The 23,080-nt window shown below is 63.4% G+C and carries 27 protein-coding genes; 20 read left to right on the forward strand and 7 right to left on the reverse strand.

Annotated features, from left to right (window positions below):
* Positions 1 to 13: 13 nt before the first annotated feature.
* The 5 genes from BM173_RS03520 to BM173_RS03540 are packed head-to-tail and all read left to right on the forward strand — an operon-like array spanning position 14 to position 3,176.
* Positions 14 to 220: a DUF3572 family protein gene (locus BM173_RS03520; protein WP_412093797.1), complete on the forward strand. Its 207-nt coding sequence runs from the start codon at positions 14 to 16 to the stop codon at positions 218 to 220.
* Positions 217 to 846, forward strand: coding sequence for a hypothetical protein (locus tag BM173_RS03525; RefSeq protein ID WP_090477323.1), 630 nt, complete (start codon positions 217 to 219; stop codon positions 844 to 846). Before BM173_RS03520 ends, BM173_RS03525 begins: the two co-directional genes overlap by 4 nt.
* Positions 843 to 1,301 (forward strand): RidA family protein, encoded by a 459-nt coding sequence (locus BM173_RS03530; RefSeq protein WP_090477325.1) that lies wholly within the window; start codon positions 843 to 845, stop codon positions 1,299 to 1,301. Before BM173_RS03525 ends, BM173_RS03530 begins: the two co-directional genes overlap by 4 nt.
* Positions 1,279 to 2,046 (forward strand): glycerophosphodiester phosphodiesterase family protein, encoded by a 768-nt coding sequence (locus BM173_RS03535; protein WP_090477327.1) that lies wholly within the window; start codon positions 1,279 to 1,281, stop codon positions 2,044 to 2,046. The genes BM173_RS03530 and BM173_RS03535 overlap by 23 nt, the downstream gene beginning before the upstream one ends.
* The gene (locus BM173_RS03540; protein WP_090477329.1) at positions 2,043 to 3,176 is read left to right on the forward strand and encodes a GNAT family N-acetyltransferase; all 1,134 of its coding nucleotides are present in this window, start codon (positions 2,043 to 2,045) and stop codon (positions 3,174 to 3,176) included. Before BM173_RS03535 ends, BM173_RS03540 begins: the two co-directional genes overlap by 4 nt.
* A 7-nt stretch (positions 3,177 to 3,183) precedes the next feature.
* Here the strand turns inward: BM173_RS03540 and BM173_RS03545 are convergent, their stop codons facing one another.
* A complete protein-coding gene (locus BM173_RS03545) occupies positions 3,184 to 3,516 on the reverse strand; it encodes a sel1 repeat family protein (protein WP_090477331.1) in 333 nt (110 codons plus the stop codon).
* 271 nt (positions 3,517 to 3,787) lie between these two features.
* On the opposite strand from BM173_RS03545, the gene dksA reads away from it, so the two are divergent.
* The 7 genes from dksA to kynU all read left to right on the forward strand — a co-directional run bounded on the left by dksA (position 3,788) and on the right by kynU (position 9,426).
* The gene (gene dksA, locus BM173_RS03550; RefSeq protein WP_090477333.1) at positions 3,788 to 4,246 is read left to right on the forward strand and encodes an RNA polymerase-binding protein DksA; all 459 of its coding nucleotides are present in this window, start codon (positions 3,788 to 3,790) and stop codon (positions 4,244 to 4,246) included.
* A 120-nt stretch (positions 4,247 to 4,366) separates the two neighbouring features.
* The gene (locus BM173_RS03555) at positions 4,367 to 4,732 is read left to right on the forward strand and encodes a PilZ domain-containing protein (protein ID WP_090478472.1); all 366 of its coding nucleotides are present in this window, start codon (positions 4,367 to 4,369) and stop codon (positions 4,730 to 4,732) included.
* A 39-nt stretch (positions 4,733 to 4,771) separates the two neighbouring features.
* Positions 4,772 to 6,232, forward strand: a complete 1,461-nt coding sequence (locus BM173_RS03560; protein ID WP_090477335.1) for an ABC transporter substrate-binding protein — start codon at positions 4,772 to 4,774, stop codon at positions 6,230 to 6,232.
* Between the two features lie 5 nt (positions 6,233 to 6,237).
* Entirely contained in the window at positions 6,238 to 6,708 is a 471-nt protein-coding gene (locus BM173_RS03565) for a DUF4112 domain-containing protein (RefSeq protein ID WP_090477337.1), read from the forward strand.
* Positions 6,709 to 6,759: 51 nt separating this feature from the next.
* On the forward strand, positions 6,760 to 7,551 hold the full coding sequence (locus tag BM173_RS03570; RefSeq protein ID WP_090477339.1) for a tryptophan 2,3-dioxygenase: 792 nt from the start codon (positions 6,760 to 6,762) through the stop codon (positions 7,549 to 7,551).
* Positions 7,548 to 8,195, forward strand: a complete 648-nt coding sequence (gene kynB / locus BM173_RS03575) for an arylformamidase (protein ID WP_090477341.1) — start codon at positions 7,548 to 7,550, stop codon at positions 8,193 to 8,195. Before BM173_RS03570 ends, kynB begins: the two co-directional genes overlap by 4 nt.
* The gene (kynU, locus tag BM173_RS03580; RefSeq protein WP_090477343.1) at positions 8,188 to 9,426 is read left to right on the forward strand and encodes a kynureninase; all 1,239 of its coding nucleotides are present in this window, start codon (positions 8,188 to 8,190) and stop codon (positions 9,424 to 9,426) included. The genes kynB and kynU overlap by 8 nt, the downstream gene beginning before the upstream one ends.
* Here kynU and BM173_RS03585 read toward each other — a convergent pair.
* From BM173_RS03585 to BM173_RS03595, 3 genes are all read right to left on the reverse strand, one after another.
* On the reverse strand, positions 9,419 to 10,465 hold the full coding sequence (locus BM173_RS03585) for a phosphatase PAP2 family protein (protein WP_090477345.1): 1,047 nt from the start codon (positions 10,463 to 10,465) through the stop codon (positions 9,419 to 9,421). The genes kynU and BM173_RS03585 overlap by 8 nt on opposite strands.
* Before the next feature lie 164 nt (positions 10,466 to 10,629).
* The gene (locus tag BM173_RS03590) at positions 10,630 to 11,655 is read right to left on the reverse strand and encodes a S41 family peptidase (RefSeq protein ID WP_090477347.1); all 1,026 of its coding nucleotides are present in this window, start codon (positions 11,653 to 11,655) and stop codon (positions 10,630 to 10,632) included.
* A 2-nt stretch (positions 11,656 to 11,657) separates the two neighbouring features.
* The gene (locus tag BM173_RS03595; RefSeq protein WP_090477349.1) at positions 11,658 to 12,266 is read right to left on the reverse strand and encodes an HNH endonuclease; all 609 of its coding nucleotides are present in this window, start codon (positions 12,264 to 12,266) and stop codon (positions 11,658 to 11,660) included.
* Positions 12,267 to 12,382: 116 nt separating this feature from the next.
* Between BM173_RS03595 and gluQRS the strand changes: the two genes are divergently transcribed.
* The 5 genes from gluQRS (at position 12,383) to BM173_RS03620 (ending at position 15,389) form a co-directional block, all read left to right on the forward strand.
* The gene (gluQRS, locus tag BM173_RS03600) at positions 12,383 to 13,213 is read left to right on the forward strand and encodes a tRNA glutamyl-Q(34) synthetase GluQRS (protein WP_090477351.1); all 831 of its coding nucleotides are present in this window, start codon (positions 12,383 to 12,385) and stop codon (positions 13,211 to 13,213) included.
* A 9-nt stretch (positions 13,214 to 13,222) separates the two neighbouring features.
* Positions 13,223 to 13,453 (forward strand): HIG1 domain-containing protein, encoded by a 231-nt coding sequence (locus BM173_RS03605; protein WP_090477353.1) that lies wholly within the window; start codon positions 13,223 to 13,225, stop codon positions 13,451 to 13,453.
* A 21-nt stretch (positions 13,454 to 13,474) separates the two neighbouring features.
* Positions 13,475 to 14,053 (forward strand): cob(I)yrinic acid a,c-diamide adenosyltransferase, encoded by a 579-nt coding sequence (locus BM173_RS03610; protein WP_090477355.1) that lies wholly within the window; start codon positions 13,475 to 13,477, stop codon positions 14,051 to 14,053.
* A 71-nt stretch (positions 14,054 to 14,124) separates the two neighbouring features.
* A complete protein-coding gene (locus BM173_RS03615; RefSeq protein ID WP_090477356.1) occupies positions 14,125 to 14,997 on the forward strand; it encodes a 3-hydroxyacyl-CoA dehydrogenase NAD-binding domain-containing protein in 873 nt (290 codons plus the stop codon).
* 47 nt (positions 14,998 to 15,044) lie between these two features.
* Positions 15,045 to 15,389, forward strand: a complete 345-nt coding sequence (locus tag BM173_RS03620; protein ID WP_090477358.1) for a hypothetical protein — start codon at positions 15,045 to 15,047, stop codon at positions 15,387 to 15,389.
* On the opposite strand, the gene BM173_RS03625 is transcribed toward BM173_RS03620, so the two are convergent.
* Genes BM173_RS03625 through mutS form a run of 3 tightly spaced genes read right to left on the reverse strand, consistent with a single transcriptional unit; the run spans position 15,386 to position 18,833 of the window.
* Positions 15,386 to 15,796 (reverse strand): YidH family protein, encoded by a 411-nt coding sequence (locus BM173_RS03625; RefSeq protein WP_090477360.1) that lies wholly within the window; start codon positions 15,794 to 15,796, stop codon positions 15,386 to 15,388. The two genes, BM173_RS03620 and BM173_RS03625, sit on opposite strands and share 4 nt — an antisense overlap.
* A 41-nt stretch (positions 15,797 to 15,837) precedes the next feature.
* Positions 15,838 to 16,182 (reverse strand): hypothetical protein, encoded by a 345-nt coding sequence (locus tag BM173_RS03630; protein ID WP_090477362.1) that lies wholly within the window; start codon positions 16,180 to 16,182, stop codon positions 15,838 to 15,840.
* 26 nt (positions 16,183 to 16,208) lie between these two features.
* Positions 16,209 to 18,833, reverse strand: coding sequence for a DNA mismatch repair protein MutS (gene mutS, locus BM173_RS03635; RefSeq protein WP_090478474.1), 2,625 nt, complete (start codon positions 18,831 to 18,833; stop codon positions 16,209 to 16,211).
* Between the two features lie 116 nt (positions 18,834 to 18,949).
* Here mutS and BM173_RS03640 point away from each other — a divergent pair, with 116 nt between their 5' ends.
* The 3 genes from BM173_RS03640 (at position 18,950) to BM173_RS03650 (ending at position 23,078) form a co-directional block, all read left to right on the forward strand.
* Positions 18,950 to 21,214, forward strand: coding sequence for an NADP-dependent malic enzyme (locus tag BM173_RS03640; RefSeq protein WP_090477364.1), 2,265 nt, complete (start codon positions 18,950 to 18,952; stop codon positions 21,212 to 21,214).
* 4 nt (positions 21,215 to 21,218) lie between these two features.
* Entirely contained in the window at positions 21,219 to 22,355 is a 1,137-nt protein-coding gene (locus BM173_RS03645) for an aminotransferase class V-fold PLP-dependent enzyme (RefSeq protein WP_245755743.1), read from the forward strand.
* 114 nt (positions 22,356 to 22,469) lie between these two features.
* Complete coding sequence (locus BM173_RS03650) at positions 22,470 to 23,078, forward strand: outer membrane protein (protein WP_090477366.1); 609 nt, start codon at positions 22,470 to 22,472, stop codon at positions 23,076 to 23,078.
* Positions 23,079 to 23,080: the final 2 nt, after the last annotated feature.

Below are 23,080 nucleotides of genomic sequence, written 5' to 3' on the forward strand. Positions count from 1 at the left end.
ACTCGGCTGGGCGCTGGTAGACGACCGGCGCGCCGAGCGGTTGCTGTCCCTTACCGGCCTGACGCCCGAACGCCTTCGCCATGGTATCGGCGAGCGCGCAGTGCAGGCGGCCGTGCTTGAATTCCTCGCAAATCACGAACCCGACCTTATCTCGGCTGCCGATGCGCTGGGCACGACGCCCGAAGCGCTTGTCGCTGCCCACAGGAGCCTGTCTGCATGAGCCGCCCCCTGATCATCTCCGATTGCGATGAAGTACTGCTCTACATGGTATCGCCCTTCCGCGACTGGCTGGACGAAACGCAGGGCGTCGAATTCCGCATGAACGGCAACGATTTCTCCCAGGCCCTGAGGTGGCAGGAAACCGGCGAGATCCTTGCGCCCGACGACATCTGGCGGATGCTGGGCAAGTTCTTCGATACCGAGATGCACCGCCAGTCGCCGATCCCGGGCGCCATCGAAGGCATCAACGAACTCGGCGAGCAGGCGGACGTGGTGATCCTCACCAACCTCGTCGACAAGCGCCAGCAGATGCGCACCCGACAGCTTGCCGATCACGGCCTCAACGCCCGCGTCTTCACCAACCAGGGCCCCAAAGGACCGGCGCTCCAGCGCATTCTCGACGAATACAATCCGACCAAGGCGATCTTCATCGATGACCTTGCCCAGCATCACCGTTCGGCGCGCGAAACGATCGGCCAGATCACGACGCTGCACCTGTGCGGCGAGCCGATGCTGGCACCGCATATCGACTGCGCACATACCTCCGGCCATGCCGATGCGCGGATCGATACCTGGGAACACGCCCTTCCGTGGCTGAAGGACGAACTCGAAAAGGAAACCGCATGACCATCGAAGCAAGGCTGGAAGAACTGGGCATTACATTGCCCGAAGCGGCCGCACCGGTAGCCAGCTACCAGCCGTTCGTCGTGTCCGGGCAGACCGCCTACATCTCCGGCCAGCTTCCCTTCGTCGAAGGCAGGCTTGTGACCGGCAAGCTAGGCGCGGATGTGTCGCTCGAACAGGGTCAGGCAGCGGCGCGCGCCTCCGGCCTGATGATCATGGCGCAGCTCAAGGCTGCCGGCTTGCTCGAGCGGGTCGAACAGATCGTCAAGCTCGGCGGCTTCGTCGCGAGTACGCCGGACTTCACCGACCAGCCCAAGGTCGTGAATGGAACCAGCGACCTCATGTTCGAGGTTTTCGGTGACGCGGGCCGTCATGCGCGCAGCGCTGTCGGCGTGCCGGTCCTCCCGCTCGATGCAGCAGTAGAGGTCGACGCGATTGTCGCTCTTCGCCCCGCTTGACCGGCTGATCGTACCTGCCCCCGACCCGGCGCGGGTCGGGTGGCTGCGCGACTGGACTTATGCGCACAGGGGCATGCATCGGGACGGCGTGCCGGAAAATTCCCTCGCCGCGTTCGAGCTCGCCGCCGAAGCGGGGCTGGGCATCGAATGCGACATCCAGCGCAGCCGCGACCACGCGCCCATGCTGGTCCATGATTGGGAGCTCGACAGGCTAACCGGCATTTCCGGCCCCTTGTCCGACTACAGTGCCGACGAGCTGGCGCAGATCGCTTTCCTCGACAGCGAGCACAAGCTTGCGCGACTGGGCGACCTGCTCGATCTGGTCGACACACGTGTCCCGATCCTGGTCGAACTCAAGTCCCGTCGCCGCTACGATATCGAGGAAAGCTGCCGAGCGGTGCGCGATGCGCTGGCAGGCTACGACGGCCGTCACGCTGTGATGAGTTTCGATCCCCGCGTCAGCCGCTGGTTTGCCGAACACTCGCCGAACACCGTTCGCGGGCTCGTGGTGCGCGAGGACGAGCATGGGATGACGCAGCAGGCGTGGCAGCGTCATCTTGCCCTGTGGATCGCGAAGCCGGAATTCATCGCCTATCACGTGGCTGCGCTTCCCAATCCCATGGTCGCGGCACTGAAGGAGCGCGGTTTTCCGGTCCTGACCTGGACGGTCAATTCCGCCGCAAGCCGTAAGAAGGGTGAGCAGTTTGCCGACGCGCTTATTGCCGAAGGGGACGGCCTGGCGTGAGCGAAGGCGAACTTGCCGCAAGGGTTGTAGGATCGGTCGGCGCGATCGAGAAAGATGCCTGGAATGCGCTGGCGGGCGATAATCCCTTCATGCGTCATGAATTCCTGTCGGCACTGGAAGATTCAGGCAGCGTCGGCGCTGGGACCGGCTGGCAGAGCGCGCCGGTCATCATATCTTCCGAAAATGGCCCGCCGCTGGCCGCACTGCCGGCGTATCTGAAGGGGCATAGCCAAGGCGAATTCGTCTTCGATCACGCCTGGGCCGATGCATACGAGCGGGCAGGGGGCGAATATTACCCAAAGCTCCTGATCACCGCGCCTTTTACACCCGCCACAGGTCCGCGGCTGCTGCTGTCGGACGACAGCCTTGCAGCTCCGCTCCTGAAAGCTGCCGAGCAATTGTGCCTGCAGAACGGTTTTTCGGGTGCTCATGCGACCTTCATCGAGCCACACCAGATCCAGTTTTTCGAAGCTGCCGGATGGTTGCTGCGCAAGGATATCCAGTTCCACTGGATGAACCGCGACTACGCAAGTTTCGATGATTTTCTCGCCTCGCTCACCTCCCGCAAGCGCAAGGATCTGCGCAAGGAGCGGGCAGCCGCGCAAGCCGGTCTCGATATCGTCAGGCTGACGGGAGACGATATCCGCCCCGAGCATTGGGATGCGTTCTGGGTATTCTACCAGGATACCGGCGCGCGGAAATGGGGACGTCCCTATCTCACCCGCGATGCCTTCGATCTGTTCGGCGAGCGGATGGGCGATCAATTGATGCTGGTTCTGGCGCTGGAAGACGACAATCCGATTGCCGGTGCGCTCAATTTCATCGGCGGCGAGGCGCTTTACGGGCGGTATTGGGGGTGCACGAAGGACGTGCGCTTCCTGCACTTCGAGCTTTGTTATTACCAGGCGATTGATGCCGCGATCGAACTCGGCCTGTCGCGCGTCGAGGCGGGTGCGCAGGGCGGTCACAAGTTGGCTCGCGGCTATGAGCCGGTGGAGACCACTTCCGCTCACTGGATCGCCGACCCCGGCTTTCGCGAAGCCATCGCGGACTTCCTCGAGCGCGAGCGCAAGGGCGTTGCCGCAGATCGCAATTACCTTGATCGCCGCACTCCGTTCAAGCGCGGCTGACCGGCGTTCAGGCGACCTTGCGCTGTCCTTCGCTGAGCCACTGGCGAGCGCGGCGCTGGGCTTCGGAAATTTCGCGGGCGGTCATTTCGTCGGACACGTCCGCACGGCACCAGGCCGCTTCTTCGTGGCCCTTGGATGCAGCGATATTGAACCATTTGTGCGCTTCGATCATGTCGCACACGACACCGTGGCTTCCGGTCGAGAAAGCGACACCCAGATCGTAAAGCGCGTCGATGCTACCCTTGGCATACTGCGAGAGGCATTCGGCGATCGTGGCTACGCCTTCATTGGTCTGGTCGATACGGCCTGCGCCGCCTTCGATGCTCGTGAGTACGGTCATTTCGAACTTCCCCCATTGCCCCGGCCCCCCGCCGGGTGAGGACAGTCCTCGGCCTTTATGGTCAATAAAAGGTTAACGCGGTTTCATGCATCTGCGCTTTCGATGCGTCGAATTTGCCACAGGGCTCTGGAAGTCTCCGGATTGCTCCTTGTGCGGCGCCAAGCTGCGACCTATAGGCCGCGCCATCTAGGAAGCAGCACGGGACCGGAAAAATTCGGCCCGGCGGGTAGGAGCAGCTTCGAGTACCTTGGGTAGAAGGAATACGGGATCAATGGCCACTTCGGCTTCGAGTGTCTCCGAAAAACTTGCAAAGGCGAAAGCCGCCGTCGACGACAATTATGTTCCGTCAGACGACGAAGAGTACATGAACGAACGGCAGCTCGACTTCTTTCGCGTGTTGCTGCTGGACTGGAAGAAGTCCATCCACGATGCAGCGGGACAGACGCTGCAGTCGCTTCAGGACGGTCCGATCCGCGAACCCGATCTCAACGACCGCGCATCGTCCGAAACCGACTGGGGCATCGAACTGCGCACCCGCGATCGCCAGCGCAAGCTCATCTCCAAGATCGATGCGGCGCTGCGCAGGATCGACGAGGGTGAGTACGGCTATTGCGAAAAGACGGGCGATCCCATCGGTTTGCGTCGTCTGATCGCGCGGCCGGTAGCTACCATGACCGTGGAAGCGCAGACCGCCCACGAGCGCCGCGAAAAGATCTCGCGCGACACCTGACTTGCCGCGCAAATCTTGCGGGCGAGGTAACCATTTCTTCACGGGCAATCGCTAGCTTGCGACGTTACGACGCATGGCACTTCGCCGTGCCTGGAACGAGCAGCCTTGGAGCGATTGGCCTTGTCTTCGATCGACACGCGACATCTCAATCGGGATAGCCTTTTCCTGACGGCGGAAATCCGCCTGGACAGCGCGAACGAAATGTCGCGCGTGAAGGTGCGCAACCTGTCGGACGGCGGCATGATGGCGGAAGGCCTCCTTATGCTGTCGCGCGGAGACCGCGTGGTCGTCGAACTGCGGAACATCCACCCCGTGCGCGGCACTGTCGCATGGGTGCAGGGTAACCGCATGGGCATCGCGTTCGAACAGGACATCGATTCGAAAGCCGCGCGGGCGCAGCCTGTCCAGTCAGAGTCCGAAGCGCCCCGCTACGCTCGTCCGGTCGGCAAATTCGCGCAATACGGCAACGGACTGCGTAAAATCTGACCGGCTTGCGTGAAACCGTGTCGCTGCTAACCCAGCGTCATGCGTTTCCCGGCAGCCCTTATCGCAATCCTGGCACTGGCCGCCTGCGACAATCGCGAGGATGACGGAGTCGTCGATGTCGCATTTATCGGTGCGCCATCCGATGCCTTCGAGACCGGCCTGCGGATCGGGCCGGCAGCCCAGCATATCCGAGCCGCTACGCACCAGGGCCTGGTCAGGCTGAACTCCGACGGGCAGGTGGTGCCCGCCATTGCCGAACGCTGGATCGTCACCGACGATGGCAAGAGCTATATCTTCAGGATCACCGAGTTCGATTTGCCGGACGGCTCGCGCCTCACCGCCAATAGTGTGAGGGATTCGCTGGTCCGCACATTATCCCGGCTCGAGGGGACGAGCCTGGGGCTGGACCTTGCCAAGGTTGCCGATGTGCGTGCGATGACCGGGAGGGTGGTCGAAATCCGCCTCAAAAGCGCGATGCCCGGCCTCCTGCAGCTGCTCGCACAGCCCGAACTCGGGATTGCCGGAGAATTCGCGCGCACGGGACCGCTGGTAGCGGCGAGATCGGACGATGCAGTCAATCTCGAAGTGATGCCGCCCGAACAACGCGGCCTGCCGCCGCAGCAGGACTGGGAAGAAGGCTTGCGCTCTATCCGCTTCCAATCGGTGAGCGCTGAAGAGGCGGCACAGGGTTTCGCGCAGAACCGGTACGACCTCATGCTTGGCGGGCGAATGCAGGACTTGCCCCTTGCATCCACCAGTACGTTCGCTCGCGCCAGCGTAAGGCTCGACTCTGCGGTCGGACTGCTTGGCTTTGACGTCATCCGCCGCGAGGGTTTTCTCGCATCGAGCGAGAACCGTGAAGCAATCGCGCTCGCCATCGACCGCGGCGCGATTGCCAGTGCGCTCAGTATCGAGGGCTGGAATGCATCGAACCGCATCGTGCCGGACGATTTGCCCGCGACTGTCGCCCGGGCCCCGGCGCGGTGGGACGGGTTGTCGCTCGACCAGCGCCGCAGCAGGGCGGCTCAACGCGCCTCGACGTGGACCAATGCCAATGGCCGGGCGCCCAGCATCTCCATTGCCCTGCCGGACGGCCCGGGTTCCGACATATTGTTCGAGCGTCTGAGCGCTGACCTCGGGCAGGTCGGGATCGCGGCCGAGCGCGCCGAGAACCGCCGTTCGGCAGATCTCGTCCTGCGGGACCGCGTTGCGCGGTTCGCCGGTACCCGCTGGTTCCTGAACCAGTTCAATTGCAAGGTTTCGCCGCAGGTCTGCTCGGAAGATGTCGACTTCCTCGTTTCGCTATCGGTCGATGCCCAGAGCCCGGACGAGGAAGCGTCCTACCTCATCGAAGCGGAGCAAAGTCTGACCTCGCTAAACTACTATATTCCGCTCGGTGCGCCGATCCGCTGGGCGCAGGTGCGCTCGGATGTAGAAGGCTTTTCCGAGAACCCGTGGGCCTTCCATCCCTTGTTCCCGCTCACCCGCGCGCCCATCTAGGGGTAATGGAAGACAATCGCCTCACTCCGATAGAGCCCTATCAGGGCGGCCAGGATCGCACCGAAAATCGCGCATATGCGCAGGGTTTTGCCTTCGATTTGCCCACCGGAAGCGATCCGCAATCGATCCGGCGCAGGGTCGAAGCGCTCGAAATGATCCTCGAACGCAGCATGGTCCTGCCGGGCACGAATTATCGCATCGGTCTCGACACGATCGTGGGCCTTGTTCCGGTGGTAGGCGATATCATTACCGCCGCAATGGGCAGCTATATCGTGTGGGAAGCGCGCAATCTCGGCCTGCCGAAATGGAAGCTTTGGCACATGCTCGGCCGCGTCGGTTTCGACACGGCAGTCGGTGCAGTGCCGCTAATCGGCGACGCGTTCGACGTGCTCTACCGGTCCAACACCAAGAACCTGCGCACCATCCGCAAGCACCTCGACAAGCACCACCCTGAAACGCGGGTCATCGATCAGTAGTTTCGGTTGCGACCATTGCGCCTTGTGCGTCCCAGCCATAAGGCAGGGCGCATGACGCAGGACGTAACGTATTCCAGCTATCTCGACCTCGATCGGATACTCGCCGCCCAGCATCCTTCCTCGGATGCGCATGACGAGATGCTGTTCATCATCGTCCACCAGGCCAGCGAACTGTGGCTCAAGCTGTGCCTGCACGAGCTCTTCGCGGCGCGCGATTGCATTGTCGAGGATCGCCTCAGGCCCTCGTTCAAGATGCTGGCACGGGTGGCACGGGCGCAAGGTCAGCTGATCCAGAGCTGGGATGTGCTCAGCACGATGACGCCACACGATTATTCGACCATCCGCCCCCATCTCGGCGGGTCGAGTGGTTTCCAGAGCGCGCAATACCGCATGATGGAATTCCTTCTCGGCGGGCGCAATCCGGACATGATCACCATGCACGAAGCGACGCCCGAAGTGGCGGCGGATTTGCGCGCGGAAATGGAGCGCAAGAGCATTTATGCCGAAGTCGTCGCGCTGCTCGCCCGGCGCGGCTTCGCCATTCCGGACGCAGTACTTGATCGCGATGTCGGAGCCGCATGGGAGCATTCCTCCGAAGTCGAGGCGGCATGGGCCGAAATCTACCGTTCGCCCAAGGAGCACTGGGACCTTTACGAACTGGCCGAGAAGCTGGTCGACCTGGAGTACCATTTCCAGCGCTGGCGTTTCGGCCATCTCAAGACGGTTGAGCGGATCATCGGCTTCAAGCGCGGCACTGGCGGCACGCCGGGCGTGCCCTACCTCGCCGGCGTGCTGAAAGCGGCTTTTTTCCCCGAATTGCTGAGCGTGAGGACCGCGATATGAGTTCGTGGCGCAGTTCGCTCCGGATCTTCGATATCAGCCAGGTCCTGCGCCCCGGACTGCCGGTCTGGCCGGGTGATACCGAGTTCGGTTTCGAGCGGACGTGGCGGATGGAGGACGGCTCTCCGGTCAATGTCGGCAAGATGACGATGACCACGCATTCCGGCACCCATGCCGACGCGCCGCTGCACTATTCCGCCGACGGAATGGATGCCGCGAGCATGGAGCTCGACCCCTTCATCGGGCAATGCCTTGTTGTGGATGCCCGCGGCGTTTCCGGCGAAATCGACGTCGCCGATCTTCCGCACCTCGACAGCGTCGACCGCGTGCTCTTCCGCACCTGGGACAGCTTCCCGCATGACGAATGGCGCAGCGACTGGACACCGATTTCGTCAGAGGCGATCGAGTGGCTGGCGCTGCAAGGCGTAAAGCTGATCGGCACGGACGCGCCGAGCGTCGATCCGCAGGATTCCAAGACGATGGATGCCCACAAGGCGGTGGCGAAGAATGCGATGCGTATCCTCGAAGGCCTCGTGCTCGACGGGGTGGAGGAGGGGCGGTACGAATTGATCGCCCTCCCGCTCAAGGTCGGGGGCGGGGATGCTGGCCTGACCCGCGCAATTCTGCGGGAAATCCCGGATGCTTGAGCGCGCACGTAGTCTCGATGCCGCCGATCCGCTGGCGCAATTTCGCGAGCGGTTCGATGTGCCCGAAGGTGTTGTCTATCTCGACGGCAATTCCCTCGGCTGCCTGCCACGCGCCACGCCGGCGCGGCTGGAGCAGGTGGTGCGCGAGGAATGGGGCCGCAACCTCATCCGCAGTTGGAACAGCGCCGACTGGATCCACCTTCCGCAGCGTGTCGGCGGCAAGATCGCACCGCTGATCGGCGCGCAGCCGCACGAGGTCATCGCGTGCGACAGCGTTTCGGTGAACCTCTACAAGCTGATTTCTGCAGCCCTCGCGATGCGGCCAGGGCGCAAGGTCGTATTGAGCGAGCCGGGCAATTTCCCGACCGACGTCTACATGATCGAAGGGCTGGAAAAACAGGGGCTTGCGGAGCGTCGGCTGGTCGAGCGCGACCAATTGCTCGAGGCGCTCGACGAGGACGTGGCCCTGCTGCTGCTCACCCATGCACATTACAAGACCGGTGAGCTATTCAATATGGAGGCACTGACCCGCGCGGCCCATGAAAAGGGTGCGCTGGTGCTGTGGGACCTGTCCCATTCGGGCGGGGCTCTTCCGGTGCATCTTGCTGATTGCAAAGCGGATTTCGCCGTCGGCTGCGGGTACAAATATCTCAACGGAGGCCCCGGAGCGCCTGCATATGCCTTCGTCGCGACTGAACACCATATAGCCGATAATGTAGAGGACTCCGCACTTCGCCAGCCACTTTCTGGCTGGATGGGGCATGCAAGGCCCTTCGCCTTCAGCGACGACTACACGCCAGCCGCCGGGGTCGACAGCCTGCTGTGCGGCACCCCCGGAATTCTCGGGCTCGTGGCGCTGGAGGTCGGCGTCGATCTCATCGCAGAAATCGGGATCGAGCGGCTCTATGCCAAATCGCAGAAGCTGTCCGAATTCTTCCGCCAGTGCCTCGCGGAAAACGGCGTGGAAATGGAACTCGTCAGCCCGTCCAACCCGGCGGAGCGGGGCAGCCAGCTCTCGTTCCGGCATGAAGAGGCTTACGCCATCTGCCAGGCCCTGATCGCGCGCGGCGTGATCGGCGACTTCCGTGATCCGGACATCCTGCGCTTCGGCTTCGCTCCGGCTTACCTACGCTTCGAAGACATGGCCGAAGCTGCAAGGCACTTAGCCGAAGTGCTGGACAGCGGAGAATGGCAACGCGCCGAATTCCAGGAGCGCGCGGCAGTTACCTGACGGCTTGTATTTGATCGGAAGCGGACGTTTGCGCCTGCGAACGGACAGCGTAACGCCAGATTAACGGCACAGCAAAAAGCGAGATAATTCCGTCCAGCGCGTAGTGCCATGCAAGATGTATCGAGCCGATAAAGATCAATACCAGATAGGTTGCCGCGAAGCTTGTTACCCACCGATTTCGAAATTTTGTTCGGACCATTAAGAACAAAAGGCATGTCACCGCGACATGAAGGGATGGCGCGGCGCTGATACCAGAACCGAAATTGCCTTGGCCAAGGCTTTCGAGGAGGAAGTTGCGCGCATCGTGCAGGATAAGGGATTCCGGCAACATTTCCATTAATGGTGCGAAGGTCGTCGCGCCATAAAAATCGTAGTAGAAGATCGGACCCACCGATGACAGCGCGATGGCGAGGGCGTTTCCGAGCACGGCCCAAGTGAGAAACAGCGAAAATGCTGCCTTGATTTGAAATTGCGGGTCACGGTCGAACGCCGCCCAAAGCATGACTGCAGTCGCCACTCCTCCCCAGGACGCATATACCCAATCAATGACTACGGTAGCCGGCAGACCGAAAATTGCGTGCGTAAAGCGCCAAGGGTCGATACCAAGAAACAACATACGATCTAATGCCGCCAAATAGGGGTCGGCGTAGAATGGAACGATTGAAGGTATGGCAACCTTGAGCGCAACGAAGGCTTGAGCGGTAGGCAGCATTATCGCGAACAAGAGCAGCGATCGCAGAATCCAGCTACGATTTGAATAGACGAGACGAACTAGCGTAATCGTCGGTTTGTCGATCTGTCGGACTGTTATTTTTATTGCACACAGTAATATTAGTGCGAGAACAGGCAGCGTTCCTAATACCATGACCTCGCCGAAAAATTTGAGCGGTAGCAAATCCTGTATTGTTCGCGAGGTGAAATGCGCAGCGATCAGGAAGTGGGTGAGCATAAGAGAGAAAAGACACAGGAACTGGGGGGCATAACCCTCGAACAATTTCCCCCGCATTCCGACATTCGGTCGATCCAGTGCTTGTTCCATTTCTACAGAGTGTCCTACTACTATCTCCCATTGAAGCAGAAAGGTGCGCTTGTTCCCCAGCAGGACAGTTCCGCGTATCCTGTCCCGAATCTCCGCGAAGACGCCGGATTATCGTGCGATCAATCGACGTCTGGAACTAATGATAGCGGCACACCTTAAAGGACCTAGCCGGTTGGTTGGCCGGCCGCCGACCCGCACCGTCCACGCAGCCATTCCAGCGCCGGTTCGAGGGCGTCGCCCTCGACCTCCTCGTCGGGGACCAGCGGGCCTTCGATCACAGTGCCGTCGCGATAGGCGACCTTGCTCGAGGTGACGCCGAGAACGGCGCCGTCGCTCAGTTCGAAGGGGCGGACCGCCATGGTGTAATTGGCCGAACGCGCCCCGAAACTGCGGCTGCCGGTGCGCCCGGCGAGCGCAACGGCGACCATCTCTCCGGTGCTGGCAGTGCGCGGTCCGAAGATGACGGCAATCGGCGCGTCGGAATTGGCGATCGCGTATTTCGGTTCGCCCGTATCGGCTTCAGCGCCGCTCTGGGACGAGATCGCCTCTTCGCCCCTGATCCAGGCTGCGCGGCCCTCGATGCCGACGAAATAGCCGAACGGCCCTTTGCCCAAGAGCGGGTCCAGCCCGTTGAGCATCGGCCACATATTCCCGCCCGAGTTCCGGGCGAGGTCGATCACCCAGCCGCAGCGGGCCGACGGATCGAGCCGCTGCACGGTCTGGACCAGAGCATCGCGATATTGCGCGCCGACATCCTCGTTCCCGCCCACCGTCGTCAGGCGGGGGAGCATGAGATAGGCGATGTCGCCTTCCAGCGCCTTTCCTTCGGGCATGGGCGGCGCGGCGGCGTCCTTGCCGGACCACCCAGTCGATTGCAGGCGCGGCTGGGGTACGTAGAGGTAGCCATGATTGTCCCCCATCGCGACCACCGCTGCGCGCAGGGCGGAATGCGTGTCGCGCGGGGCTTGTGCGTGTGCGGACAGCACCATGACGGCTCTGCGCATTGCATCCCAATCGACCTGCTCGCGATTCATGTGGAACCGCTGGAGGAGGTCCAGCGCATGCTCGACATAGGCGGCGGGGGTTTCCGGCTCTGATGGCGCAGCACCCTCCTGCGCCGCAACCGGCTTGGCGAGGGCAAGGGCGGCACAGGCCGCAGCCAGCGACCAGCGGCTTGGCAATGTCGCCAAGCTCACGCCTCCAGCTCGATGTCCCAATAGAGCCAGTCGCGCCAGGTTTCGTGCAGGTAGTTGGGCGGGAACATCTTGCCGTGCTGCTGCAATTGCCAGTGCGTCGGCCGGATCGGCTCGTGATAGAGCGTCATGCCCGCCTGTTTCGGCGTGCGGCCGCCCTTCTTCATGTTGCAGGGCGCGCAGGCGGTCGCGATGTTTTCCCACGTCGTCTTGCCGCCCAGGCGGCGCGGCACGACGTGGTCGAAGGTCAGGTTGTTCATGTCGCCGCAGAACTGGCAGGAAAAGCGGTCGCGCAGGAACAGGTTGAAGCGCGTGAAGGCCGGAAATTCGGACGGTTTCACATATTGCTTCAACGCGATCACGCTGGGGATCTTCATATCGAGATTGGGCGAATGGACCTCGCGCTCATAGGTCTCGATCACGTCCACCCGGTCGAGGAAGATCGCCTTGATCGCGGTCTGCCAGGGCCACAGGCTCAGCGGATAATAGGATAGCGGCGTGTAATCCGCATTGAGCACGAGCGAGGGACACGATTCCAGATTTCGTGTCGGATCCTCGTCGGCGCTGCGGAAACGAGCCGCGCGTTCGAGTAACTCAGCCTTGAACATCAGTCGTAGACACGTGCGCGTCCCTCCCCGATGAGGTTGAGAATGCACTTGCAAACAAAAGGGTCAAGACTGTTACAGACAGGCTATCCACAAGCTTATCCAGCGAGTCCCGTCACTTGATCGTTTCCCGCTTCGCCCCAAGCCCCAATGGTTCGCTGCATCTCGGCCACGCCTATGCGGCGATCGTGGCGCACGATCTGGTGCGCGAGCGGGGCGGGCGTTTCCTGCTGCGGGTTGAGGATATCGACGGCGAACGCTCGCGCCCCGAACTGGCCGACGAATTCCGCGCCGACCTCGAATGGCTGGGGCTGGAATGGGAAGAAGTGCCCGCGCAATCGACCCGGCTGGCGAGTTATGAAGAGACCGCGCGCGAGCTGCTGCATCGCGGCCTGCTTTACCCGTGCACCTGCACGCGTGCCGATATCCAGGCGGCGGAGCCGCGCTTCGGACCGGAGGGCGCGATCTATCCCGGCACCTGCAAGGGCCGCCTGCTCGATCCCGAAAAGCCTGCCGCGCTGCGGCTGGACGTGGACCGCGCGATGGCCGAAGTGGGCGAGATTTTCTGGGAGGACGAGCTTGCCGGTCTCATCATGGCCGACCCGCGCCCCTTCGGCGATGTCGTACTGGTGAGGAAGGACGCACCCGCCAGCTACCATCTTGCCATGACGCTCGACGATGCGGCGGACGGGGTGACACTGGTCACACGCGGGCAGGACCTGTTTGCCCTCACCCATGTGCACCGGGTGCTGCAGGCGCTGCTCGACCTGCCGGTGCCCGAATGGCACCACCATCCGATTCTGGTCGACGAGACCGGGCAGAAGCTGGCCAAGCGGCGCGGATCGCCGAGCCTCGCCGATCGCCGCCTTGCGGGCGAGGACGGGCGGGAACTTGCCGGCGCGCTGCGCGCTGAAGAGTTTCCAACTGGAATTTCGCTCGTCAGTACCTAGGTAGGCCCCATGAACACTGTCTTCGTCATCCTAATCCTCGCGGCCATGATCATGGTCGTCGTGTCCCTCGTTCGCGGCGTGGTGGCCTTCCTCCAATCGACCAAGATCGATCTGCAGAGCGGCGAGCAGGTGGACGCCACCGAAATGCAGCTGAAGCAGAACAAGGCGATGATGGCGCGCGTCAAATGGCAGGCGGTAGCCATCGTGATCATGGCGATCATGCTCGCCGTCGCCGCCTGATCCGGCCAGGCGGGGTCAGGGGTGGTCAAGCTCAACAAGATCTACACGCGCACCGGCGATGACGGGTCGACCGGCCTCGTCGACGGCTCACGCGTTGCCAAGCACGCGCCGCGCATGGACGCGATCGGGGTGGTGGACGAGGCGAACAGCGCGCTCGGCCATTCAGCCGTCGCCCTGGTGGATAGCGAGCATGCACAGGCGCTGTTCCGCATCCAGAACGATCTGTTCGATCTCGGTGCCGACCTTGCGACACCTGCCGAAGAGGGCGATGATTTCGCGCCTTCGGAAATGGTGCTGCGGATCGTCGCCGCGCAGGTGACATGGCTGGAAGAGGCTATTGATGCAGCCAACGCGCATCTCGAACCCCTGACCAGTTTCGTGCTCCCCGGTGGTAGTGAAGCCTCGGCGCGCCTTCACGTGGCGCGCGCGGCCGTCCGCCGGGCAGAGCGTGCCTGCGTTGCACTTGCCGCCGGCGAGGCGGTCAATCCGCAGGCGCTGGCCTATATCAACCGGCTCTCCGACTATCTCTTCGTCCTCGCCCGCGTGGCCAATTCCAACGGCGCGGACGATGTGAAGTGGGTTCCCGGCGCAAATCGCTGAAGCCGCGCTAGCCAGCGGCCTTCCTTCTCGCTAGTGCAGCGCCTTTGCTGCATCTGCGAAGGGAAAATCACGTGAGCAAGACGATCGCCATCATCGGTGCGGGCCAGATGGGCTCCGGCATTGCGCAGACCATTGCGCAGCACGGTATGCAGGTGCTGCTCGCCGACGTGAACCTGGACGTGTCAGAGGCTGCCGTCGGCAAGATCGACAAGGCCCTCGGCAAGCTGGTCGGGCGCGGCAAGATCGAAATCGCGGATGCCGAAGCGACCATGGGCCGGATCACGCCGGTCGGCGACTATGCGCGCATGGACGAGGCCGAGATGATCATCGAGGCGGCGACCGAGAAGGAAGAGATCAAGCAGGCGATCTTCGAAAAGGCGGGCGAGAAACTGCGCGCCGATGCGATCATGGCGTCGAACACGAGTTCGATCCCGATCACCCGCATGGCGAACTATTCGCCCGACCCGGCGCGTTTCATCGGCCTGCACTTCTTCAATCCCGTCCCCGTGATGGGCCTGATCGAGGTCATTCCCGGCCTTGCCACCAGCGAGGAAACCACCGCGCGCACCCGCGGCTTCGCAGAAGCGTTGGGCAAGGAAGTGGTGCTGAGCCAGGACGAGCCGGGCTTCGTCGTCAACCGCATCCTCTTGCCGATGATCAACGAAGCGATCTTCGTCCTTGGTCAGTCGACGGCGGGCATCGAAGACATCGACAAGGGCTGCCGTCTCGGCCTCAACCACCCGATGGGACCGCTGCAGCTGGCCGATTTCGTGGGTCTCGACACCTGTCTCGACATCCTGATGGTCCTTTATCGCACCACGCGCGACAGCAAGTATCGTCCGGCTCCGTTGCTGGTGAAATATGTCGAAGCCGGCTGGCTCGGCCGCAAGACCGGTCGCGGCTTCTACGACTATGCGGGCGAGGCTCCGATCCCCACGCGCTAGGAACCTCCCAGCCTCGCCGCCCGTTGGTTGTGCAAAGGAGATTTTGCATGACCGATACGAAGGCAGAGAGCCAGGAAATGCGCCAGTCGGGCCTCGCGCCCGAAACGCATAACGACGAACAGGACGATCACCGCAACCAGGCCCATGAAGTGGCCGAACAGGCGCAGCAGGTGACGACGGAAACCACTTCGCCGACCGAAAGCGAAAAGAGCGACAACAAGTCGGGCCTGATGGGCGATTCCACGCAGGACACCATCGATCACATGCGCGACATGGAAAGTTCGGGCCGGATCGACATGGACGCCTATCGCGGCGAACCGAACCACGACGACAATGTCGATAAGTACGGCAAGGAGCACAAGCCCGACGGCCTGCGCGGCGACGGCACCTAACCGGCCAGATCGCCGTCATTGAGGATCCACAGGCCCGCGACAAGTATCGCGGAGCCTGTGGCGACGGCATAGGCCATTACCTTGAAATTCGGCGTGCTGATCGCCTCGAACTCGTGCGGATCGAGCCGGGCGAGCGTCTTGCATGCGCGCCTTTCCGCCGTGACGGCGAGCCATGCACCACCCACGATGAACATCGTCGCGATTGCCTTGGCTAGCCAGGGCGGCTGGAATTCCCCAAACACGGCCCTGAAGCCAAGACCGATACCGATCGCCGCGAATGCCGTGCGCATCCAACCGGCGAAGGTGCGCTCCATCGCCATGATGTTGCGGTCTTCGGCAAGGTCCGTGCGGAACTCTGCCCACTCGGTGCTCTTGTCGGTATCTTTGGGTGGATCGTCCTGTGCCATTCAGTTTCAGCGAATGGCGAAGGCGCAGGTTCCCCGGTCGCTCAACCGACCGGTTCGGTGGAAACGAGCGGCTCGGTGTCGTTGATCAGCCAGCTGTTGTCCTGCGGCGAGGGTTCCATCGGCGCATTGAGCGTGCCTGCCTGAGCATACCAGTCGTCCAGCGCGGGGTCCTGCCGGACCTGCGAGCGCGGCGCGGACGCTTGTTGCTGCACGGGTGCACCGGGTTGTGCGACCGGCGGACCTTGCGTCTGTTCGCCCGTCTGCTCTGCAATCTGTTGGAGCATACCCGGGTCTTCCTCGCGGCCGACCATGAAGACGACGGACAGCAGGAACAGCCCAATCATGATGAGCTTCTTGCGCTGTTTGGTAAAGACGCTGGTTTCCATGGGAAGCAACTATAGCGCCGCCCCGGTTAAACCTTTCTTTCCGCCGCTTGCGCCTTCAGCTCGTAGAGTTTTTCAAGGGCTTCGCGCGGGCTGAGCGCGTCGACGTCGATGGCATCGATCAGCGCGCCGAGGCCATCGTCCTGCTCTCCGGCAGCTTCCACGCTAGCGGCGAACAGGGGCAGGTCGCCGAGCCCTGCGGCAAGTCCGCCCGTTTCTGCGCGGCCCTTTTCCAGCTTGTCGAGCACGGCTTTCGCGCGCTTGATGACAGGGGCAGGGACACCAGCCAGCTTGGCCACCGAAAGGCCGTAGCTGCGGTCCGCCGCACCTTTTGCAAGCTCGTGAAGGAGGACAAGGTCTCCCTTCCATTCGCGCGCACGGACATGGTGGAGGCTGAGCGCGTCGCAGGTGTCGGCAAGGCGCGACAGCTCGTGATAATGCGTTGCGAAAAGGCACCGGCAGGCGAGCTGTTCGTGCACGGCCTCGACCACGGCCCACGCCAGCGCCATGCCGTCATAGGTCGACGTGCCGCGCCCGACTTCGTCGAGGATGACGAAGCTGCGATCCGTCGCCTGGCTCAGTATCGCAGCAGTCTCGACCATTTCGACCATGAAGGTGGAGCGCCCGCGCGCCAGATTGTCGCTCGCCCCGACGCGGCTGAACAGCCTGTCGGCAAGGCCGATCCTTGCAGAGGTCGCGGGGACGAAACTGCCCGCCTGTGCCAGCAACATGATAAGCGCATTCTGCCGCAGGAAAGTCGATTTACCGCCCATGTTCGGGCCACCGATCAGCCACAGCCGGTCGTCCTGCCCCAGCGTGCAGTCATTGGCGACGAAGCGTTCGCCCGCCTTGGCCAGCGCCTGCTCCACGACCGGGTGACGTCCGCCGGTCACTTCGAGGCAGGGCTCGTCCAGCATCTCGGGCCGCGACCAGTCGCCCTCTACCGCGCGTTCCGCCAGCGCAGCGGACACATCGATTCGGGCAAGCGCGGCAGCAGTCGCGGCGATGGCTTCGCGGTCGGTGCACACTTCACCCACCAGCTGCTCGAAATGCGCGTCCTCGGCGGCGAGGGCATGGGCGCCGGCCTCGGCGATGCGGCTGGCTTCTTCGTGCAGGCCCACCGAATTGAAGCGGACCGCGCCGGCCATCGTCTGGCGATGCGCAAAGCCGCTGTCGGGCGCCATCAGCTTGTCACCGTGCTTGGTAGGCACTTCGATGAAATAGCCGAGCACCTTGTTGTGCTTGATCTTGAGCGAGGCGGTTTCGGTTTCCTCCCGATACTTCGCCTCCAGCGCCGCAATCGCGCGCCGCGCATTGCCGCTGGTTTCCCGTAGCGCGTCGAGCGCGTGGTCGTAGCCTTCGGCGATGAAACCGCCCTGGCTGCGTTCCGTCGGCGGGGACGGAACGAGTGCGCGCGACAGATGGTCGACTAGCGCACCATGTCCGCCAAGCGCGCCGAGCATCCTTTCGAGCAGCGGGGGCAGGTCCGCGCTTTGCGAAAGCATGTCTCTCACGCGGCGCGCCTCCGAGAGGCCGTCGCGGATTTGGCCCAGGTCGCGCGGGCTTCCGCGCCCTGCCACGATGCGACCCAATGCGCGCCCGATATCGGGAGCCTGCCGCAGGATCGCGCGCAGGTCTGCGCGCAGCAGAGGGTCGGCGTGGAAGTGATGGACGGCGGCGAGCCGTTCCTCGACCGCGCCAAGGTCGGCCAAGGGCGCGGACAGGTCTTCGGCCAGTTGCCGCGCACCGGCCCCGGTGGCGCAGCGATCGACGCAGGCAATGAGGCTGCCCTCACGCCCGCCGTTCTGTGCAGCAAGGATTTCGAGGCTGGTGCGGGTTGCCGCATCCATCGCGAGATGCGCGCCCGATCCGCGCGCGACCGGCGGCAGGAGAAAGGGCAGCTGGCCGCGCCCCGCATGGTCGAGATAGGCGATAAGCCCGCCCGCCGCCGCCAGCATGGGACGCGTAAAATCGCCGAGGCCGTCCAGCGTCGCGACGCCGTGCAGATCCTTCAACCGCGCTTCGCCATCCTCGCTGCGGAAATCGGCGCGGGGGCGGGCAATCACGTCCTCGGAGTTTGGCTCCCAATCCTCGGGGGCGACCACTTCGCTCGCGCCCAAGCGCGCCAGCGCCGCATCGAGCCGGTCGGGCGCGCATTCTTCCAGTTCCATACGGCCGGTGGAGATGTCGCAGGACGCTAGCCCGATCGCATCGCGAACCGGCGCAATCGCGACCAGCAGGTTCGCGCGGCGCGGCTCCAGCAGGGCTTCTTCGGTCAGGGTGCCGGCCGTGACGAAGCGCACGATATCGCGCGCCACCAGCGCTTTCGACACCGGCTTGCCTTCGCGCTTGGCGCGTTCCTTCGCCTCGTCGGGAGTTTCCGTCTGCTCGGCAATCGCGACCCGGCACCCGCCCTTGATCAGGCGCGCGAGGTAACCTTCCGCCGAATGGACCGGCACGCCGCACATCGGCACCGGCTCCCCGCCATGCTCGCCGCGGCTGGTCAGCGCGATGTCGAGCACGCCCGCCGCAATGCGCGCATCGTCGAAGAACAGTTCGAAGAAGTCGCCCATGCGATAGAACAGGAGCGCGTCGCCCGCTTCGCGTTTGAGCGCGAGGTATTGTTCCATCATCGGGGTGGGTTTGCCGGCCATGCCCATGCCGTAGCTGGGAGCCGCGCGATTCGGGAAGCGGCGCAAAGCGTCTTTCCCCCTATGACTTGTCGCCAAATGCCCTTAGGGCGAAGGCAATAGCCGACACAGGGACTTTCATGGCCGACGAAAAACCGACCGCATTCACCACGCGCGAGGCGCTGTTCTATCACGAGACGATCCGTCCCGGTAAGATCGAGATCATCGCGTCGAAGCCCATGGCGAGCCAGCGCGATCTCAGCCTCGCCTATTCGCCGGGCGTGGCGGCTCCGGTCGAAGCGATTGCGGCCAACCCTCAGGATGCGGCTAAATATACCGCGCGCTCGAACCTTGTGGCGGTGATTTCCAACGGTACGGCGATCCTCGGCCTCGGCAACCTCGGCGCGCTCGCGTCGAAGCCGGTGATGGAAGGCAAGGCGGTGCTGTTCAAGCGCTTCGCCGACGTGGATTCGATCGACCTCGAACTCGACACGGAAGACCCGGACAAGTTCATCGAAGCGGTTGCCCTGATGGAGCCGAGCTTCGGCGGCATCAACCTCGAAGACATCGCCGCGCCCGAATGCTTCATCATCGAGCAGGCGCTGCGCGAACGCATGAACATCCCGGTCATGCACGACGACCAGCACGGTACCGCAATCATTGCCGCTGCGGGCCTCATCAACGCCTGCCACCTGAGCGGGCGCGAGCTGAAGGACTGCAAGATGGTGGTCAACGGCGCGGGCGCCTCTGCGCTTGCCTGCACCGCGCTGATCAAGGCCATCGGCATTCCGCACGAGAACGTCATCGTGTGCGACCGGTCCGGCCCGATCACTCCGGGCCGCGAAGGCGTCGACCAGTGGAAGAGCGCGCATGCCGTCGCGACTTCGGCAACCAGCCTCGAAGAAGCGCTCGACGGGGCGGACATTTTCCTCGGCCTGTCGGCTGCCGGTGCGCTGAAGCCGGAATGGGTGGAGAAGATGGCGGACAAGCCGATCATTTTCGCCATGGCCAACCCGGTGCCCGAGATCATGCCGGAAGACGCCAAGGCGGTCCGCCCCGATGCGATCATCGCGACCGGGCGCAGCGATTATCCCAACCAGGTCAATAACGTGCTGGGCTTCCCCTTCATCTTCCGCGGCGCGCTCGACGTCCAGGCAACCGCGATCAACGAGGAAATGAAGGTCGCCGCCGCACGCGCGATTGCGGAACTCGCGCGTGAACGCGTGCCCGAGGAAGTCGCCGCCGCCTATGGCGTGACCCACCAGTTCGGCGAGGAATACATCATTCCCGCACCCTTCGATCCGCGCCTCATGGAAGTCGTCTCCAGCGCGGTGGCGCAGGCGGCGATGGATTCCGGCGTCGCCCAGGCCCCGATCGAGGACATGGACGAATACCGCCACAAGCTGAAGGCGCGGCTCAACCCGACCACGGCGGCGCTCACCAACATCTACGACCTCGCCAAGGCCAATCCCAAGCGGATGGTCTTTGCCGAAGCGGAAGAGGAAGTGGCCCTGCGCGCCGCGATCCAGTTCCGCGATTTCGGTTATGGCGAGCCGATCCTGGTGGGCCGGACCGACAAGGTTCGCGAAAAGCTGATCGAACTGGCGGTGGAGGATCCCGACGACTGGATCATCGAGAATTCCAAGGTGTCGGACAAGGTCCCGGCCATGGTCGACTATCTCTACAAGCGCCTGCAACGCCGCGGCTATACCGAGCGCGACGTTGCCCGCATGGTGAACCAGGAGCGCAATGTCTTCGCCGCCCTGCTGGTGGCGCTGGGGCACGGTGACGGGATGATTTCCGGCCTCACCCGGACCTTTGCCCAGACCGCGCGCGAAGTGGGCAGGGTACTGGACGAAAAGCCCGGTGCGGTGCCCTTCGGCATCCACATGATGATCGGCAAGAACCACACCACCTTCCTTGCCGACACCACCATCAACGAACGCCCCACGGCAGAACAGCTGGCGCATATCGCGCGCGAGACTGCTGCGGTCGCACGCCGCATGGGCCACGAGCCGCGCGTCGGCTTTATGTCCTATTCCACCTTCGGCAATCCGTCGGGCCAGTGGCTTGGCAATATCCGGGATGCGGTGGCGATCCTCGATGCAGACGATACGGTGAACTTCGAATACGAAGGCGAGATGGCGCCCGATGCCGCGCTCAACCCCAAGGTGATGGAGCTTTATCCCTTCAACCGCCTGTCGGGTCCGGCGAACGTGCTCATCATGCCCGGCCTGCAATCCGCGAACCTGTCGGCCAAGCTGCTGCGCGAACTGGGCGGGGAAACCACTGTCGGCCCGATGATGATCGGCATGGAAAAGCCGGTCCAGATCGCGCCCATGACGGCGATCGCGCCCGACATCCTGACGCTGGCGGTGCTGGCGAGCGCGGGCGTGCTGGGCTGATCCGGTGATCGCCTCGCAGCGGCACCTGTTCTCGATCCCTGAGGACGTCCGCTACCTCAACTGCGCTTACATGGCGCCGCTGTCGCACGCGGTCAGCGCAGCGATGGTGGAGGGCGCGCGGCTGAAAGAGCAGCCATGGAATTTCCACCCGCAGGACTTCTTCACGCTGGTCGAAACCTTCCGCGAAAAAGCGGGGCGCTTGGTGGGCACGGCGCCCGACAATCTCGCCGTGGTGCCTTCGGTCAGTTACGGCCTTGCCGTCGCAGCCGCGAACCTTTCGCTCGGGCAGGGGCGGAAGGTTGTGACGCTGGGCGAGCAATTCCCGTCCAACGTCTATCCCTGGCAGGAACTGGCCCAGCGCGAAGGAGGCGAGGTGATCGCCGTCCGGCGCGAGGCCGATGCCTGCTGGACCGGTGCCGTGCTGGACGCGATCGACGCGGATACCGCCATCGTTGCCGTGCCGCATTGCCACTGGGCCGACGGGCGCGTGGTCGACCTCGTCGCGGTGGGCGAGAAATGTCGCAGTGTCGGCGCGGCGCTGGTCCTCGACCTCACGCAATCGCTGGGGGCGATGCCGATCGATTTTAATGCCGTGAAGCCCGATTTCGCGGTTGCCGCCTGCTACAAATGGCTGATGGGCCCCTATGGCCTCGGTATTCTTTACGTCGATCCCAAGCACCAAGGCGGACGGCCGATCGAGCAGAACTGGATCAACCGCGCCGGATCGCAGGATTTCACCCGGCTGGTCGATTATCGCGGCGATTACCAGCCGGGCGCGCGCCGATTCGACATGGGCGAGAAGTCCAATGCGCCCTCGATGATGGGGGCGGGTGCCGCCCTCGATTTCCTGCTGGATCACGGCGTCGGCGCGATCGCGGAGACCCTTGCGCACAAGACCAGTCGCCTTGCCGCAAAGGCAGCGGAATTGGGTCTAACCTCCGCCCCTGTCGGAAAACGAGCGCCGCACTTCCTTTCGCTCGAATTTCCCGCTGGCCTGCCGGACGGCCTCACCGAAAAGCTGGGCGAAGCGAAGGTCTTCGTATCCGCCCGCGGCCAGTCGCTGCGCGTGACGCCGCACCTCTACAATACCGAGGCCGACGAAGAGGCGCTGCTGGCGACCTTGCGCAGGGTCCTCGCCTAGCTGCGGGCACCGTTCGTCGAGCGCTCTGCAATCCTGACGCCGCGGTTCACGCGCGCGCAATCCGCGCGGCGACAGGGGGCGGTTCAACAGGGATCGCAAAACAAGGAAATTCCCATGAAGAAGATATTCGCAATGGCTGCGCTTAGCGCAGGCATGATCGCCGTTCCGTCGGTTGCGCAGGCGCAGAACGCTGCTCCCGGCGGCCTGCACATCGGCGTCATCGGCGGCTATGAAGGCCTCGATGTCGATGCCGAAGACGGCAGCGCGACGGCCAGCGCCGACAATGCGGTCTACGGCATCACTGCCGGTTACGACCTTTCGCTCGGCAGCGCCTTCGTCGGCGTGGAAGGTGAACTCTCGACCAGCGACGGTACGACCAGCTTCCCGGACAGCTTCGGCGGTGCGCGCGAGGGCTTGGAAACTAACGGCCAGTACTACATTGGCGCGCGCGCCGGTTTCGCCTTGACGCCTGGCATCACTGCGTACGGCAAGGCCGGCTACACCGCGCTCGACACCACGGCTTTCACCGAGAGTGGATCGCTGTCCGATCTCGATGAAAACGCCGACGGTTTCCGCTTCGGCGGCGGCCTGCAGGTCCAGCTTCCCGGACCGTTCGAGGCACGCCTCGAATATCGCCGGTCCAACTACAGCAACCTGGCCGATATCGACCAGGGCGATGCCACGACCGACCAGGTCGTCGCCGGGCTCGGCGTGCGCTTCTAAGC

It is taken from the genome of Qipengyuania nanhaisediminis, assembly GCF_900115585.1.
GTDB classification, from domain to species: Bacteria; Pseudomonadota; Alphaproteobacteria; order Sphingomonadales; family Sphingomonadaceae; genus Qipengyuania; species Qipengyuania nanhaisediminis.